This is a genomic window from Microcoleus sp. AT8-A3 (assembly GCF_036705675.1).
GTDB lineage: Bacteria > Cyanobacteriota > Cyanobacteriia > Cyanobacteriales > Microcoleaceae > Microcoleus.
This window is the reverse complement of the sequence record NZ_JAUBVD010000005.1, coordinates 128,607-144,098: the sequence shown is the minus strand read 5'-3', so window position 1 is coordinate 144,098 and position 15,492 is coordinate 128,607. Positions and strand designations below refer to the sequence as shown.

Annotated in this window: 13 protein-coding genes; 9 read left to right on the top strand and 4 right to left on the bottom strand. The window is 47.0% G+C overall.

The features are described 5' to 3' along the window. Window positions 1-152: 152 nt before the first annotated feature. The 4 genes from QUB51_RS04980 (at window position 153) to QUB51_RS04965 (ending at window position 4,105) form a co-directional block, all read left to right on the top strand. Entirely contained in the window at window positions 153-1,217 is a 1,065-nt protein-coding gene (locus tag QUB51_RS04980) for an acyl-CoA dehydrogenase family protein (protein WP_333260700.1), read from the top strand. 132 nt (window positions 1,218-1,349) lie between these two features. Next, complete coding sequence (locus tag QUB51_RS04975; RefSeq protein WP_333055679.1) at window positions 1,350-2,081, top strand: cyclase family protein; 732 nt, start codon at window positions 1,350-1,352, stop codon at window positions 2,079-2,081. A 177-nt stretch (window positions 2,082-2,258) separates the two neighbouring features. Beyond that, window positions 2,259-3,005, top strand: a complete 747-nt coding sequence (locus QUB51_RS04970; protein ID WP_333055678.1) for a DUF1995 family protein — start codon at window positions 2,259-2,261, stop codon at window positions 3,003-3,005. Window positions 3,006-3,334: 329 nt separating this feature from the next. Beyond that, complete coding sequence (locus QUB51_RS04965; protein WP_333055677.1) at window positions 3,335-4,105, top strand: metallophosphoesterase family protein; 771 nt, start codon at window positions 3,335-3,337, stop codon at window positions 4,103-4,105. A 316-nt stretch (window positions 4,106-4,421) separates the two neighbouring features. Here the strand turns inward: QUB51_RS04965 and QUB51_RS04960 are convergent, their stop codons facing one another. Beyond that, the gene (locus QUB51_RS04960) at window positions 4,422-5,273 is read right to left on the bottom strand and encodes a M48 family metallopeptidase (protein ID WP_333055676.1); all 852 of its coding nucleotides are present in this window, start codon (window positions 5,271-5,273) and stop codon (window positions 4,422-4,424) included. A 372-nt stretch (window positions 5,274-5,645) separates the two neighbouring features. Here QUB51_RS04960 and QUB51_RS04955 point away from each other — a divergent pair, with 372 nt between their 5' ends. Further along, window positions 5,646-6,170 (top strand): DUF4330 domain-containing protein, encoded by a 525-nt coding sequence (locus QUB51_RS04955; protein WP_333055675.1) that lies wholly within the window; start codon window positions 5,646-5,648, stop codon window positions 6,168-6,170. Between the two features lie 320 nt (window positions 6,171-6,490). Here the strand turns inward: QUB51_RS04955 and QUB51_RS04950 are convergent, their stop codons facing one another. Continuing rightward, complete coding sequence (locus tag QUB51_RS04950) at window positions 6,491-7,396, bottom strand: alpha/beta hydrolase (protein ID WP_333207669.1); 906 nt, start codon at window positions 7,394-7,396, stop codon at window positions 6,491-6,493. 529 nt (window positions 7,397-7,925) lie between these two features. On the opposite strand from QUB51_RS04950, the gene QUB51_RS04945 reads away from it, so the two are divergent. Further along, a complete protein-coding gene (locus tag QUB51_RS04945; protein WP_333260697.1) occupies window positions 7,926-8,540 on the top strand; it encodes a hypothetical protein in 615 nt (204 codons plus the stop codon). Window positions 8,541-8,587: 47 nt separating this feature from the next. Here QUB51_RS04945 and QUB51_RS04940 read toward each other — a convergent pair whose 3' ends face one another. Further along, a complete protein-coding gene (locus QUB51_RS04940; RefSeq protein ID WP_333207667.1) occupies window positions 8,588-9,754 on the bottom strand; it encodes an RNA-guided endonuclease TnpB family protein in 1,167 nt (388 codons plus the stop codon). A 47-nt stretch (window positions 9,755-9,801) separates the two neighbouring features. Then, entirely contained in the window at window positions 9,802-10,800 is a 999-nt protein-coding gene (locus QUB51_RS04935) for a hypothetical protein (protein ID WP_333207666.1), read from the bottom strand. A 1,106-nt stretch (window positions 10,801-11,906) separates the two neighbouring features. Here QUB51_RS04935 and QUB51_RS04930 point away from each other — a divergent pair. The 3 genes from QUB51_RS04930 (at window position 11,907) to QUB51_RS04920 (ending at window position 15,340) form a co-directional block, all read left to right on the top strand. After that, window positions 11,907-12,809 (top strand): MBL fold metallo-hydrolase, encoded by a 903-nt coding sequence (locus QUB51_RS04930; protein ID WP_333057201.1) that lies wholly within the window; start codon window positions 11,907-11,909, stop codon window positions 12,807-12,809. Between the two features lie 229 nt (window positions 12,810-13,038). Beyond that, a complete protein-coding gene (locus QUB51_RS04925; protein WP_333260694.1) occupies window positions 13,039-14,253 on the top strand; it encodes a bifunctional riboflavin kinase/FAD synthetase in 1,215 nt (404 codons plus the stop codon). Between the two features lie 178 nt (window positions 14,254-14,431). Beyond that, entirely contained in the window at window positions 14,432-15,340 is a 909-nt protein-coding gene (locus tag QUB51_RS04920) for a MoxR family ATPase (RefSeq protein ID WP_333057199.1), read from the top strand. Window positions 15,341-15,492 lie beyond the last annotated feature (152 nt).

Sequence of the window (15,492 nt, the reverse complement as noted above, 5' to 3'; positions counted from 1 at the left end):
GTTCCACAACAAATTTACTTTTTGTGGAACAGGCCGGAGAGCCTGTTCTAGAGACTGGTGCAAAATGTGAGTAAATAAGTTAGTTTGAGGGCAGATTTTTAGGCTGGTTCACAATGATTTAGAGAAAAACAGCTATAAAATAATTATATAAAATGGATTCCCCATATATTCTCAACAGCACAGAAAGTTACCTGCAAAAGTGCGTTTCACCCCACGCGGAAATTATCGACAGCGACTCGGAAGCGCTAGAAACAGCATTTGCGGGATTGGAAGATCGATCGCTCTTAGCATTGCGAGTTCCCCAAAAATGGGGCGGTGCCGAAATTGCACCCGAGATTTTTTACAAATATCAGGAATTGACGGCTCGATATTCCGGCGCTTTGTCTTTCCTGCAAACTCAGCACCACAGCGCAACTGGGATGATTGCCAACAGCGACAATGAAATGCTAAAAAGCAGATACTTGCCCGCGATCGCCCAAAAAGAGTTACGCTTGGGTATTGGGTTTTCGCATTTAAGGCGATCGGGCAATCCGGCAGTCACCGCAACTCCCACAAAAGCGGGCTATTTACTGTCAGGAAAAGTTCCTTGGGTAACAGGTTTTTGCTTGTTTCAAAAGTTTATTGTAGCGGCGGTACTTCCTGACGAACGCGCTGTTTTCGGTTTAGTGCCTTTTGCCAATATTGAAGGCGAATATGGTAAAATAGCTTGTAGCGAAATCATGCAGTTAATCGCCATGAACTCGACTAATACTGTGACAGCAAATCTCGATAATTGGTTGCTGCATGAATCGGAAATAATTTCAATTAAACCTGTCGGCTGGATTGCGGAAAACGACACCAAAAATATACTGAATTTTGTTCCGGCTACTTTTGGCTGTATTCGAGCGGGATTGGATGTAATTGCAGCAGCCGGGGCTGCTAAGAATTCACCTTTTATAACGGCGGCTTGCCAAAAACTAGAGCAAAAGCTCGATCGGCTAAAACAGAATTTCCCACAATCTCAACATAGCTCGAAAGCAGAACAATTAGCGCTGCGAGCTCAAGCCATTGATTTAGCCGTGCGTTGCGGACACGCTGCGGTAGCAGTTTCTAGCGGTGCTGCTAACGGTGCGGTACACCCGGCGGGGAGAGTTTATCGAGAAGCTTTGGTGTATACTGTTTCCGGGCAAACAAAGGATGTGATGGAAGCAACCCTCGATCGACTAATCGAATTTTAGATTTTAGATTTTAGATTTTAGATTGAGAGTGCAGACGGTCAATCGATTTTAGATTTTAGATTTTAGATTTTAGATTTTAGATTTTAGAATTGAATAAACTGTGTTTAATAAATAATAGATATATTTTACCTGATGACAGACCAATTAAACTCCAATAATCTCAAAACGATCGCCTATAGCACAATTGTAGACTTAACCCATTCAATTCACCCAAATATTCCCATTTGGCCAGGAGATCCAGCGACAGAAATTGCCACAGTATCTCAAATAGAAACAGACGGGTATTTCCTGCGAAAATTTTCGATGGGCGAACACAGCGGCACTCACATTAACGCACCCAACAGCTTTTATGCAGGAGGCGCCAGCATTGATAATTATTCCCCGCAGTCGCTCGTTGTGCCGGCAATTGCGATCGACATCCGAGAGCAAAGTCTTGCCAATCCCGACTACACTTTAACAATTGATGATATATTGACTTGGGAACGGCAGCACAAACTTATAGAACCGGGAAATCTAGTTTTATTGTATACTGGCTGGCAAGAAAAATGGGATGACGAGAAAGCATTTTTCAACCGAGACGATCGCGGAATTTGCCACTTTCCGGGATTTGGCAAAGCAGCAACTCAATTTTTGCTAGAAGAACGCTCTATCGCGGGAATTGGCACCGACACCCACGGAGTCGATACCGGGCGAGATGAAAGTTTTGCGGTTAACAAATTGGTATTGGAAAAGCAACGAATAGTGCTGGAAAATCTAGCAAATCTCGACTTGTTACCTGCGGCTGAAATCACTTTAGTTATCGGAATATTGCGTCTTTTGGGAGGTTCCGGTTCGCCTGTATCGGTGTTAGCTTTTGTTGCTTAATGCGGTAAAACTTACATCTTGTACTATGCTCAAGAACGGGCAAGATGCCCGTTCCACAAGAAAATTCACTCTTTGTGGAACAGGCCGAAAAGCCTGTTCCTAAACAAGTAATTGAAAATGGTGCAATATCTCAGGTAAAATTAGATTGAGAGAAGTCGAGTAAAAACAATTAAATTAATGACAGAACTGCCCAAGGATCTCAACGAGGCGATCGCCCAATCCCGCATTGCCACCGCCGCTGCCCTCTCGGACGGCAAAACTCTACTGCAAGTCGAATTAGTATTTCCAGAAATCGCCCTGCAAGCACAGTCTATCACCCTACAATTTCTCCCAGAATTTGAGGAAATATACCCCGGAGTAAAAGTCTTTTTTCCCGACACCGGTGCGGCAGCCCTCGCGCGCCGCGACTGGGGAGAAACACCGTTTAAAGTCACTGATTTGGGTAGCAGTCGCACCCCTGTTGAAGATAAAATATCACCGGAAGATCAACTTTTCATTTTGATCAATCCAGCAGCCGTAGAAGTTGCCCAAGTCGAAAAAATTTATATAGCTGCGGCCGGTCGCCCCGTAATTCTACTCAACCCGCGTCTGGAAGATGTTGCCACCATAGGTATAGGCTATGCGGGCCGCCAATTGCGCGATCGATTCCTCAGCAAAATTGAATCCTGCTACTATATCAGACCCCTCGACACTGCTGCTTTATTCCGCTGCTACCCCCAATCGTGGCAAGTCTGGCTGGAAACAAACGACGAATACCAACTAATTTCTGAAACCGCCCAAAAACCTGTCGGAGACGATTTAGAGCGGATTTTAGCCGGTTCTCTCCCAAGCGCCGATCCTGATTCCACCGCACCTGCCAAACCCTTAAAAAAGAAAGGTTTTTTGGCAGAACTCCAGACATTCCTCAAAGCTTTGACTCAGTGACAATCGTTAAGGCTCGATCGTATTTTACGGTGTGTCAGCTAGGATTATTTTCGACTTAATCCGTCGGCTAATCGCTGATGCACCCTAAAGCGTGAAATAACTCAAAGCTTTGCCTCAGTAACAGCAGTTGCAGAAGCAGAATTAGCAGCTTGCCTGTGTTTATATCAGTAGCTACGCAAACAGGTACTGGTGAGCTTTACAGAATCTTTATAAAAAGCACTATAATGGGTGACACCCCTCCACCGTAAAAGAGGGGAGGCAAATAACAGCAAAATCAGATGCTATAAGCTAGAGATGGGGCTTTTGAGTCAGGGAAGCGGATAAACACAATGGAGCATCGGCGCATTGTTATCGGGGACGTACACGGGCATTACGACGGGTTAATGACCCTGCTAGAGGCACTTGCCCCCGGCTTGGACGATCGCGTCTATTTTTTAGGAGACTTAATCGATCGTGGCCCCAAAAGCGCTCAGGTATTAGATTTTGTGCAGCAAAGCCCCTACCACACTCTGTTGGGCAACCACGAACAACTGATGCTGGAGGCTTTGTCGGGAACGCCGATGGATATGCGAGCGTGGCAATCTTGGCTATACAGTGGTGGCGATGCGACAGTAGCGAGCTACAGAGATACAGGGATGATGCCGTATAAACACTTAGAGTGGCTGCGATCGCTCCCCACGCACCTGGACTTAGGGGACATCTGGCTGGTTCACGCCGGCGTTGACCCCCATCTGTCGCTCGATGAACAGTCGATCGAACAACTGTGTTGGATTCGCAGGGAATTTCACACCATGTCGAAACCCTATTTTCCCAATAAATTAATTATCACCGGTCACACGATCACCTTTACCTTTCATGGGGTCAGACCGGGCGAATTAGTCAGGGGCGAAGGGTGGTTGGATATTGACACGGGTGCTTATCATCCCAAAAGCGGCTGGCTGACAGGATTTGACCTCAGCTACCGCAGAGTTTATCAAGTAAATGTATTTAACAATCAAGTCCGAATTTTGCCCTTTGACGAAGTTGTCCGGCAATTGAAGCCGCAGCCGATTCCACCCCCCCAAGCTGCGATCGATTATGTTGTTCCACAGGAGTGTTAAATCAATTTGTAGTTTTAGGGTGCGTCAGTTTAAGTTCGATCAATTAAATCGAAATTAACCTGCTTCTGACGTACCCTAGTAATATCATGTCCGGTGGAGGAACCGCGATTTTTGTAGGGGCCCGTGAGCCAACAATACGTGCCAATAATTGACAATCTCAAAAACCCGCCCCGACCGGGCTATTATGGTTAATCCATGGGACATGATATAACTGGATTTATTTTTTAACGAACCGCGAAGGCGCGAAGAGCGCGAAGTAAGAAAAGAGAAGAAAAGAGAAGAGAAAACAATAGAGCCCCTGACAGATTGAGAATTTCTACGAACCTAAAAGCCTGCGGATTTCTAGCCTGTAATCCTCATTATTCAAACCTTCACCGCTAGCAAGATCCGGATCTATCGCCTGTGAAATAGCAGCAATACGATCGCCAGTTGCCGGGTGAGTGCTCAAAATGCTAGGAGGAGAAGGCTTGTTGAGCAACTTTTTCATAAAATCAACCATCCCAGATTGAGCGTAGCCTGCTCGCCCCATAGTTTGCAATCCCAACTGATCGGCTTCATACTCAGCTTGGCGACTGTGGGGACGGCGCAAAGCCAATTCCACCCCAATCTGAACCGCCTGAGATCGATCGAGCCCAGTGGCGGAAGCTACGCCTGAAGCGATGGCCATTTGACGCATTTGTTGAATCGCGTGGCGAGCATTAATGTGAGCGATTTCGTGGGCGATCACACTTGCCAATTCTGCCTCATTGTCCGCCGCTGTCATCAAGCCTTTATTCACATAAACAAAACCGCCCATAGTTGCAAAAGCATTAATCGCGTCGTCGTCAATCACTTGAAAAGTATAAGGAATATTGGGGCGAGTGCTTTCTTGAGCGAGTCGTTGACCGATACGGTTAATATATTCTGTAGTGTCCCGATCGCGGTCAATCTTAAACTGGCTCCTGGTTAACTGCTGATTAATTTGTCGGCCAATAGTCACCTCTTGGCGATCGGACATATTCGACAATTGAATAACTTGAATGCCTCGAAAAATAAGTTCGGGCAAAGAAAATGCTTGAGTCGGTTCCGGGGAAACCACCCAGATACCCGCAGCCACCATCAGGGACAGAAACAGATAAATCCCCCGGCCACAAGTACGCCGGCAAGTCAACCAAAAACTTTTTAACATGATTGATACGTGGGAGAAGTTAGATAAAATTTGAGGAAAAACTCGAAAAGTCACTCAATAGGCAGACGTAATTTGAGGCTGCTTAGTTGCTATTCTAGCTTTTTGTCAATTTTTAACCGCGCCACCAGCTTCTGGGCGATCGACCCACGGCCAACCAACCGCCGTCAACGGCCTTCCGGGTTAAGTGGCCCAGTCATGCGGATTTGGGGCGATCGTTGTGGTAATATCTTTTAGCTTCAGGACTTACGCATCAATAAAGTATGTCATTGCCAGCGGTAGCCAAGCAATCACAGCATCTGTTTTTCATCGATTTCTGTGTAAGTCCTGAGCTTGTAAACATACTCCTGTCGCTATCAGTATAATAGGCGATTTATGAAAATTTTAGATTCTCAAGGCCGACTGTTCGGCAAACTCAGCATTCTAGACGTAGCTGCCGCTCTGATCGTACTGCTAGTTGCAGTCGGAATCTTTTTCTTTCCCGGCACTTCTGGCGGTTCCGTCGCCCAAGTCGGCACCAGTATCAAACCTGTAGAGATTGATGCAATTGCGATCGGTCTCAAAGGAACAAACGTTCCAGAGTTGTTCAAAACAGGTGATAAAATCAATGTGGTGATCCGCAATCAACCGTCCGGTCAGATTACCATCAAATCGGTCAAAACTCTCACCAGAACCCTAGCAGTTCCTCAGCCCAACGGCACTCTGAAAGCTCTCCCCGATCCCAGAGAAGAAGAAGCCTTCAGCAGAAATATGATGTTTACCTTAGAGGGAAAAGGTCAACTTACTGAAAATGGCCCGGTTTTAGGTAATACGAAAGTCAAAATTGGCACTACGCTAGAGCTTGAAGGCAACAAGTACATTTTCAACGCCAGCGTTATCGACGTGCGAGTAAAAGAATAATTAGTAGTCAGTAGTCATTAGTCATTAGTCATTGGTGTCAAATTCAGACTAAAATTCATGAGAAATCTCGCTTCTAGCAGAGTATAGATCCCCCCTAGCCCCCCTTAAGAAAGGGGGGGGCAAGATTATTGTCAAAGTCCCCCTTATTAAGGGGGATTTAGGGGGATCTAGACTTGGATATAAACGAGAGATACAGCCGTCTTTAGGATTAAGTTGACATCTATGGGTTGTGGGGAATTAATCTTCCTTCTTCCCTCGATCCAGGAACCTCTATCCGTGACATCCGTTACATCCGTTACAAAATCCGTTGCCGAACTTCTTTACCCTTCCGAAAGCAATTTTAAGTATTGCCTAATTAAGCCAATCGTGACAGCGGGAATTTCTAACTGCGGAGTCAAACCTACGTTTTCCAGAGGTTGAAAAACTTTGATTGCTTCGGGGTTGAGGTTTGCCAACCGCTGGCCGATATCGGGCCCGGTAAACTGCGATTTTTCTCCCCAAATAATCGCTGTCGGCGTTGTTAGCTGAGTGATGTACAGCGACAAGTCAAAGCACAAATCTCCCCGCACAAAAGACAGGGCGGCATATTCTGCATTGGGTTCCAAAGCAGATTGGAGGTAAGCATCAACAATTTCTTGGTAAACGCGACGCGAGTCGGCAAATTGGCGTTGTTCTAGGAAGCTACGGATGCCGCCGTCGGTGGCGATTCCGGTACTGTAGAGCAAGCGATCTAAAATCGGCGTGTTGACTAGCTTAGCGAAGAAACTGCTGCCGTAATCTTGTCCGAAATCCGACAAACCGCTGGGTATGGTCAAAATCAGGGATTTGAAGAGATCCGGCCGTGCGATCGCAGCTCGAATCGCGATCGCCCCTGTTAGCGAAGAAGCAATCACCTCTGTCGGACTGCCGCAAGTTTTTTCGAGAAATTCGATCAAAGTTGTGATATAATCTTCCACCTGATAATTTCTTGCCGGATGTTCCGATCGCCCCCAACCGATTAAATCCGGTGCTAAAATTCGATATTCTGCGGCAAAAGCCGGATAAACTTTTGACCATTCGTAGGCACTCGACCCGCCGCCAAAACCGTGAAAAAATACTAAGTTCGGCTTATTTTCCGAAGTTGAGGTCGGCAACCCCATCCAAGGCATTTTTTCAGCAGTGTAGTAAACCATTCTGCCGAGAGAAGTAACTATTGATCGCTGACCGAAGCCGAGGGGTACAAGCATAAACTAACCTTAATCGCTGTTATATTTTAGATTCTTTTCCGTCGCCCCGTCTTTGTTTAAAAAACTTGCAAAGCTGGTGGCGTTTTTGTAAAGATTGAGTAATGATTTAAATCTATTTTAGTACAGGTGAAGCGTGAAACTACAGACAGCAAGTAAGTTTTGCGATTTGGGCAATTCGGCTGTGTAGTTATCCTTACTGTTGCAAACTACCGCCGATCGGAGATAATAGCAAAATGATGGGTGAGACCCCTCAACAAAATAGAGTCTGTTCGCTAACCCCGAAAGCAGGCGCTCGGAAAGGAGGACTATTAGAACTCGCTTTCAGGCAGGCGGCAGGTTGGCCGACGCTCGCCAATCACAAATCATTAATCACGATATTTTGCGGAGCAGTGGCTTTTGAGGTCGAAAGTCTTTGTTGGAGGGCGGGCAATGGGGTTTCGATTCCTAATTGCAGGTTTGGCAATCACGGGCCTCGCCGTTATCAATTCCAAAACACAAGAAATAACTAATCTCAGGGAGGTCTACTAAAATGCAACTGCTCAGAAAAAGGGATCGCGAGGGTTTTATGGTTGATGCGAAAAGTCTTCAATCTGACGGGTTGGCAGAGTTTGACACAGCCTGTCGAAGCATGGATTTAAACGGCAAAAAGTCTGTTGTCGCCACTCCAGAACGCTCAGGCGCAGGGTCAGAGGTGCGATCGCGCGCCACGGTACCTGCGATCGTCCGGGTAGCTTTAGAAGACTTGAAATGCTTTGAAGTAGTAGAACACCAGTTTGCACATTGGGGGGTGACTTTTAGCAATGCCGTCGCCATCCAACCTTCAAACCCAGCATTTTTCACAGGTTCTGGGGCAACAGTGTTAATGGGGGCCCCCAAAAGCGGACTGATAGAAGTAACTTTTAAGTATCCAGTTCGCTGGGTGTCAGGGCTTGTCACCAGTTCGCGACGAACTGTTTTATCTGCTTGTGACATTGACGGCAACCCAATAGTTCAGGATGAAATGCCGGCGCCCAATCTGGTGGGGTCTAATTCTCCGATCGACCCTAGGACTCCCCTGCGCGTAAAAGCTCCGAATATTCATAAAATTACTTTTTACGCTTTTGACGGTCAGCTAATAGTCGATGACTTGATGTTTGGATTGTGAACTACCAGACGCTGACCACTTAAGGGGTACAGCGCTGGCTTCCTGATTCAACGGGGCGGGGCGTCCAATAAAACCGAAGTTTTACCAGATCGACTTACATCCTCTCCACAGGCAGAAGCGCTAGTTCCTAACGCCAAAATCCGCAAGGCTTCATTTCTAATATTGGTTGCCGCGTTTACATCACGGTCATGGTGAGTACCACAACGCTGACAACTCCATGCTCTAACATCAAGAGTGAGATTATCAACTCGATTTAGGCATAAATGGCAAGTCTTAGAGCTAGGAAACCATCGATCAATCTCGACATATTGTTTTCCTTCACTCTCGGACTTGTACTTAAGCATCGTGCAGAACATACCCCAGCCAACATCACTAATTGATGAAGCTAAATTATGATTCTTGACCATGCCTTTGATATTGAGATTTTCCACTGCAATAACTTGGTTTTCGTTAACTATCTTGCGGGATAGCTTCTGTAGAAAATCTTCACGGCATCTAGCAATTTTGGAGTGAACTTTTGCCACTACCAGTCTTGCCTTTTTTCGGTTTTGACTACCTTTCTTTTTGCGATAAAGCTTTTGCTGCTTACGTTTTAGGTTGCGTTGACGCTTGATAAAATGTTTGGGATTGCCAAACTTAGAACCATCACTGGTGATCGCAAAATGAGTTAACCCTACATCAATGCCAATAGCTTTATCTGCTGGGACTAACTCAGGCTTTTCTTTCCCATCGTCAATCAAAACAGAAATAAAATGTTTGCCGTCCGGGTTGCGAGACACAGTAACGGTCTTGATGTCGCCCTCAAAATCACGATGTCGCCGACAGAAAACTAAACCAATCTTAGGTAGGTTGATATAGTCACCGTCGAATTTGACATTTTGAGGGTAGCCGATCGACTGCCTGTCGTGCTTGGCTTTGAATTTGGGTGGCATCGCCCTCTTGTCAAAGAAGTTTTTGTAGGCAGTAGATAAATTCAATGCCACCACCTGCAAGCATTGAGAATAGGGTTCTTTTAGCCATTCGTATTCTTTTTTGAGTGGAGGGAGCAAGCCTTGTATGTATGCCCTAGATAGTCCTTTGCCAGTATTTTTGTAAGTTTCTTGACATAGATTTAAAGCATAGTTCCAAAACCATCTCGCACAACCAAAAGACTTTGCAAGCAAGGTTTCTTGCTCACTTGTGGGATAGATTCTGTACTTGTAGGCTTTATACATTTATCAAGATTGCAGAATACCGATAAGATGAGCGTAGCACACAAAAACTATATTGATTCGCTGTCGCTCAATTTATTTTCACCGCGAGCTTTCATCCCGACGCTCACCTTCGGTAGAGCGCGGGACTTCCCATTCGCATTAGTTAAAGCCATGCCATAAGTAGCGTCCCAAGTCTGCAAACCTTCGAGAAGGGCATTGCGGACTAAAGCTTCTGGTTCCCGACTCAGCATCAGGCGAAAGCACTCGGCAGCGCGGGAACGGGCGATGGAACTTTTGACAGAGCTCACAGGGCCAAACCCACCCTGATTCACCAAATCGGTCATTTGCCGCACAGCAATCAAACGCTTCACGGGGTCAGCATCAGTCAAATCCGCCAAGATGCGATCGATCGCATCTTCATCTTTTGCTGCCCCCAGACTCAACCCTTGCCGCAGCAACACCCCTGCAATCGCGATCGTACCCAAATTCTGCAAAATTAGGCTCAAAGCCATCCAGTGGCTCTCAGAGTCCGCCCAAATCGCCAAACTCATGTAAGCGCCCAAGGTAGCAATGCCGCCGGTGCCGACGGCTAAAACGAATCGGCGGTTCGGGCCCTCCCAAAATTGCTCGCCTTTTGCCCGCAGCAATTGCCAGTCCCACGACTGCCCTCGGTAAACCACCATCATCGCTGCTATCCCCAGGCCTGTGGAAAACAGTAATTCACTGTTCCACCACCCCCAAACTGCTGCCAGGGTGATAACTGCCAGCCAACCTTTGGATCGAGTCAAACTCTCTAGCAGCCATTTGAGAAACGCAGTAGAAACCACAGGCGATCGGGCCCAGGAGGTCTTACCATCTACCCTCCGGCGTCTTGTTTCGGCAGTCCGGCCTGTGGCTGTTGGGGTTGCCGACGGGCGATCGTCCGAACTCAATTCTCTCAAAGCTTGACCATCAGTTATTTCTAAAGACAGGTCGCTCAAGGGAAGATTACCGAGTTCCAAAGTGCGATCGGACACTTTCACCGGCGATCTATTCAGCTTGGTTGTAGTTTTTTTAACTTGATTCATACTGACTTTTTTGAAAAATAACTTAAAGTTATCCAGGCTTTTTTAGCACTGATTTAGATTCTCGGCAAATAAGACTCTAAGCTTCTATGATACCGGAAATTCAAACCCGTGGCGAGTACCGCAAATGCGCCGAATTCCGAGAAATCCTTACCAAAAATAGAGCGATTGAAGATTGTTGAGAAAAGCACCACAGGTTAACAGGGAATATTTCTGCATCGCTCTTGAGACAGAATGGCGATCGGAGTTGGCATGATAGCCAAAAAGCGAAATTTTTTAATTTCCGAAAATAGGGGAATTTTGAGTGATTCAATTCGTCCGCCAAGAAATGCACGACGAAAATTTAGCCTTTTGCCCGCAGGCCCGGACTCTCGCTGCTACCCGGTGTCAGATGAGGCTGGGTTCAGCTTGACCGCTAGCGGGACGAACCGCAGCGGGCCGAGCATCCAGACAGTATTGGTTGATAATTAATAGCAGGAGCATTCCTAAACTGCTAAGATTTTTGAATTAATGGGAGTTGAGTTAATTAAACCGGGTTCTGCTAAAAAGGAGTCCCGGATGCTCATGGGCAGGGGTTAAATGGCGGGAGCATCTCAAGTCGGGTAAATTAACCGTCATTCTTGTAGCGGCGCGTTCACGCCCGATCGCCAATATCGGCCAGATATCGGCGTAAAACAGCCCCGCCACCTGCATATTATGGTCGATCGACCGGACTAGATAGCAGGAAAGCCATCATCCGGGTTCAAACCGGTAAAGCAGCAAGGCAAGCAACCGACCGCGCAATCCGGTTCGGCAATTGCAGAGGCTGGAGAAACAGCGGCTTTTGACCAAACTCAGACAGAACTACTGCCCCAAAGTGTGTCTGCGGAGGTTAGGCTAGTGAAGAGACGAAAAGAATAGTTACGATCGAGACTTCCAACGTCTACTTTGTAATTTATTGCTCAGTTGTCAAGCCCAACAGTTTTGCATTCTCGCGATGAGCGAGACTCTTGGCAGTTCCCACAAGTGGGGAACTCGACCGTCAAAGAACTTGGGTTTGATGGTAAAGCCCTTAGTAATATGTAAACACCTTATCGATAACTCGCCGGAACAATCTTGCAAGAAAACCCATGTCTAGTATGCACAACCAATTCACGGTTCACTTCTGGGGCGTTAGAGGTAGCATAGCGTCTCCCGGGGCAGAAACAGTACGTTACGGGGGCAACACGCCCTGTGTAGAAATGCGAGTGGGTGAGAGTCGCCTAATTTTCGATGGCGGTACTGGATTGCGGGTTTTGGGACAAACTCTCCTGTCCCAGATGCCCGTAAAAGCTCATATGTTTTTTACTCACTCTCACTGGGATCACATTCAAGGATTCCCATTTTTTGTCCCAGCTTTTATTCCTGGGAACTGCTTTCACATCTATGGGGCTATTGCTCCTAATAAGGCTACTATCCAGCAGCGCCTCCACGACCAGATGCTGCACCCCAATTTTCCGGTACCCCTGCAAATTATGGGGGCAGACCTGAAATTTAACGATATAGAAGTGGGCAAACCGCTGGAAATCGGAGAGATTAAGGTGGAAACTGCTTTGCTGAACCATCCGGGCGAAGCTATAGGCTACCGCGTAAACTGGCGGGGGTATTCGGCTGCTTACGTGACTGATACCGAACATTTTCCCGATCGTTTAGACGAAAATGTGCTGTATTTGGCTCAGGATGCTGAGGTGCTGATCTACGACGCTACTTATACCGATGAGGAGTATTATGCGGAGAAAAGCAGCAAGGTCGGCTGGGGACATTCGACTTGGCAGGAAGCGGTGAAGGTGGCAAAGGCTGCTAATGTCAAAAAGTTGGTGATTTTTCACCACGACCCGCTGCACAATGACGAGTTTTTAGACAAGGTGGGAGAACAAGTGGCTCAAAGATTCCCGAACAGTTTGATGGCGCGGGAAGGTTTGTCGTTACAATTGCTGCCTCCTGATAACAATTTGTCTGAAGTGTCGGTGCAAGCGCCTCAAGTGCCTGTCTGATGGATTTGAGATTGCCCGATGGTTCTGAAATCTTGAGGTCAGAAATCTCAAATTTAAGTTAGGGCTGACCTCAGAGACGGATACAAGCCCCCGGCTTAAGTGGTGGAAAACCAAAAAGTTTAGACCAAAGTTCAACCTTCCAGATTTATCTGTGGAGTAAAATCTAAAATCTAAAATCTAAAATCTAAAATCGACTGGCGATCGCACTAAGTATGTCAAAATTTTAAGCGTGTGGGTAACTTCTTCTTCTACCGCTGCTCTGACTCCAACTTCTGTTGCCTTGGGAAACTTTGATGGTTTGCACCTAGGGCATCGACAAGTCGTGCAGCCAATTTTAAATCGATCGCCTGGGCCAAATTCTGCGACGGTTTTTGCGTCGGGGCAAAACTTGCGCTCAAACGTTGGCACAGATCAAAATTGGGAAAGCGAACATCCGGCGACCTGCGAAAATGACTCAGCAGCACCGCCGGATCGAGCCGACAGCCACCATAACTTCGAGGGTTTGATAGGCCCTAGGGCCGAGGGCAACAGCCTCTCTAGTCGCGATTCTGATGGGGTCGATCGACTTTACAGCACTGTGGTGACATTCGATCCGCACCCGCAAGAATTTTTTACGGGTCAACCGAAAAAACTGCTGACACCTCTGGCAGAAAAGGTAGAATTGCTCGCAGCCATGGGCGTCGAGCAACTTGTGCTGCTGCCGTTCGATCGAGAATTAGCGGCTTTGACTGCTTGTGAGTTTGTCGAGGAAATTTTGGTGCGGCAACTAAAAGCGAGTCGAATTAGTGTGGGGGTTGATTTTCGGTTTGGGCGGGGACGCGCTGGGACGGCTGTGGATTTGCAGTCGATCGCCTCTGGTTACGGTATTGATGTTGCTCTTGTACCGCTGCACAATTGCGGTGAGGGCGATCGGATCAGCAGTTCTGCAATCCGCGAAGGTCTGGCATCCGGCGACCTCAGAAGAGCGAATCAGTTGCTGGGGCGACCTTACAGTTTAGTCGGAACTGTGGTTGGGGGACAGCGGCTGGGTAGGACGATCGGATTTCCTACTGCTAATATCGAACTGCCGCCGGAAAAATTTTTGCCACGTTTTGGCGTGTATGCAGTGCGAGTCTCGCTGAAGCATGGATGGGAAAATATGAAAGAGGAAAGTTCTTCCTATCAGCGGGAAAACCCCAAATCTGTAATCCCCGGCACAGCATCCAATTTATCTTTTGTCAATGGGGTGATGAATGTTGGCTGCCGCCCGACGGTAGACGGTCTGCAACCCACTGTGGAAGTTCACCTGTTAGATTGGTCTGGGGATTTGTACGGTCAAACCTTGAGTGCGAGTTTGGTAGAGTTTTTGCGACCCGAACAAAAATTCGCTTCTCTGGATGCTCTCAAAACTCAAATTCAGGCAGATTGCGATATTGCTAGAAGCCTCTTAACTGCTAAAGTCTAATAATTATGTGATCTAGAACAGGCGATCGCTTTTAAAAATGGTGCAAGATGAGTCAGACTAAATTCTAGTTGTACAAATACGAAGTCCGCAAGGCAAAGACTCAAGAATTTGGCAATCTTGATATCTTTTCAACAATTAGCAATTAGCAATTCGCAATTAACAATTAGAAATCAGGGATATGAGACAACATATTGAGCGGCTCAAACAAAATCTAGGCAAAACTATGGTTGGCAAAGCGGATGCTATTCGCTTGGTGCTGGTAGCCGTGTTTTCGGGCGGACACGCGCTGCTGGAAGACGTGCCTGGTGTGGGAAAAACGCTGCTGGCGAAGTCTTTGGCGCGATCGATCGATGGGAAGTTTCAGCGGATTCAGTGCACTCCCGATTTGTTACCGACGGATGTCACCGGTACTAATATTTGGAATCCGCGCAGCGGAGAGTTTGAGTTTTTGCCCGGCCCAGTTTTTGCTAATGTTTTGCTTGCTGATGAAATCAATCGGGCGACGCCGCGAACTCAGTCAGCTTTGCTGGAAGTGATGGAAGAAAAGCAGGTGACAGTAGACGGAGTTTCTCGAAATGTTCCGACGCCGTTTTTTGTGATTGCGACTCAGAACCCGATCGAATATCAAGGCACTTTTCCGTTACCGGAAGCGCAAATGGATCGGTTTACTTTGTCTTTGACTTTGGGCTATCCCGCTGCGTTGGAAGAGTTGCAAATGTTGGAACGGCTTTCTGATAGTTTTGCTGTTGAAGATTTGCAGCCTTGTATTTCTTTGGCAGAAGTGCAGGAATTGCGTCGTTTGTGCGCTGGTGTGAAGGTGGAAGGCTCTTTGAAACAGTATATTGTAGATTTGGTGCGATCGACGCGGGAGGATGAGGAGATTACTCTGGGGGTGAGTCCCCGGGGCGCGGTGGCTTTGCACCGGGCGTCGCAGGCTTTGGCGTTTATTTCGGGGCGGGATTTTGCTACCCCGGATGATGTGAAGGATTTGGCGCCGCACGTACTGTCTCACCGGTTGATTCCGGCGGGGGGAAGAAGGGCTAAGACGATTGTTGACAAGTTGTTGCGGTCTGTTCCTATTCCTTAAAAAGTTTGTAAGTAGGTTGCTTTAATTATAGGAACAGGCAAGATGCCTGTTCCACAAAGAATTACAGCTTAATTAAAGGAACAGGCAAGATGCCTGTTCCACAAACAATAAAGAATTACAGCTTAATTCAAGGAACAGGCAAGATGCCTGTT

Excerpts from the sequence above, each read along its gene's own strand:
- QUB51_RS04980 (WP_333260700.1), top strand. The coding sequence starts at position 153 with ATGGATTCCCCATATATTCTCAACAGCACAGAAAGTTACCTGCAAAAG.
- QUB51_RS04975 (WP_333055679.1), top strand. The coding sequence starts at position 1,350 with ATGACAGACCAATTAAACTCCAATAATCTCAAAACGATCGCCTATAGC.
- QUB51_RS04970 (WP_333055678.1), top strand. The coding sequence starts at position 2,259 with ATGACAGAACTGCCCAAGGATCTCAACGAGGCGATCGCCCAATCCCGC.
- QUB51_RS04965 (WP_333055677.1), top strand. The coding sequence starts at position 3,335 with ATGGAGCATCGGCGCATTGTTATCGGGGACGTACACGGGCATTACGAC.
- QUB51_RS04960 (WP_333055676.1), bottom strand. The coding sequence starts at position 5,273 with ATGTTAAAAAGTTTTTGGTTGACTTGCCGGCGTACTTGTGGCCGGGGG.
- QUB51_RS04955 (WP_333055675.1), top strand. The coding sequence starts at position 5,646 with ATGAAAATTTTAGATTCTCAAGGCCGACTGTTCGGCAAACTCAGCATT.
- QUB51_RS04950 (WP_333207669.1), bottom strand. The coding sequence starts at position 7,396 with ATGCTTGTACCCCTCGGCTTCGGTCAGCGATCAATAGTTACTTCTCTC.
- QUB51_RS04945 (WP_333260697.1), top strand. The coding sequence starts at position 7,926 with ATGCAACTGCTCAGAAAAAGGGATCGCGAGGGTTTTATGGTTGATGCG.
- QUB51_RS04940 (WP_333207667.1), bottom strand. The coding sequence starts at position 9,754 with ATGTATAAAGCCTACAAGTACAGAATCTATCCCACAAGTGAGCAAGAA.
- QUB51_RS04935 (WP_333207666.1), bottom strand. The coding sequence starts at position 10,800 with ATGAATCAAGTTAAAAAAACTACAACCAAGCTGAATAGATCGCCGGTG.
- QUB51_RS04930 (WP_333057201.1), top strand. The coding sequence starts at position 11,907 with ATGTCTAGTATGCACAACCAATTCACGGTTCACTTCTGGGGCGTTAGA.
- QUB51_RS04920 (WP_333057199.1), top strand. The coding sequence starts at position 14,432 with ATGAGACAACATATTGAGCGGCTCAAACAAAATCTAGGCAAAACTATG.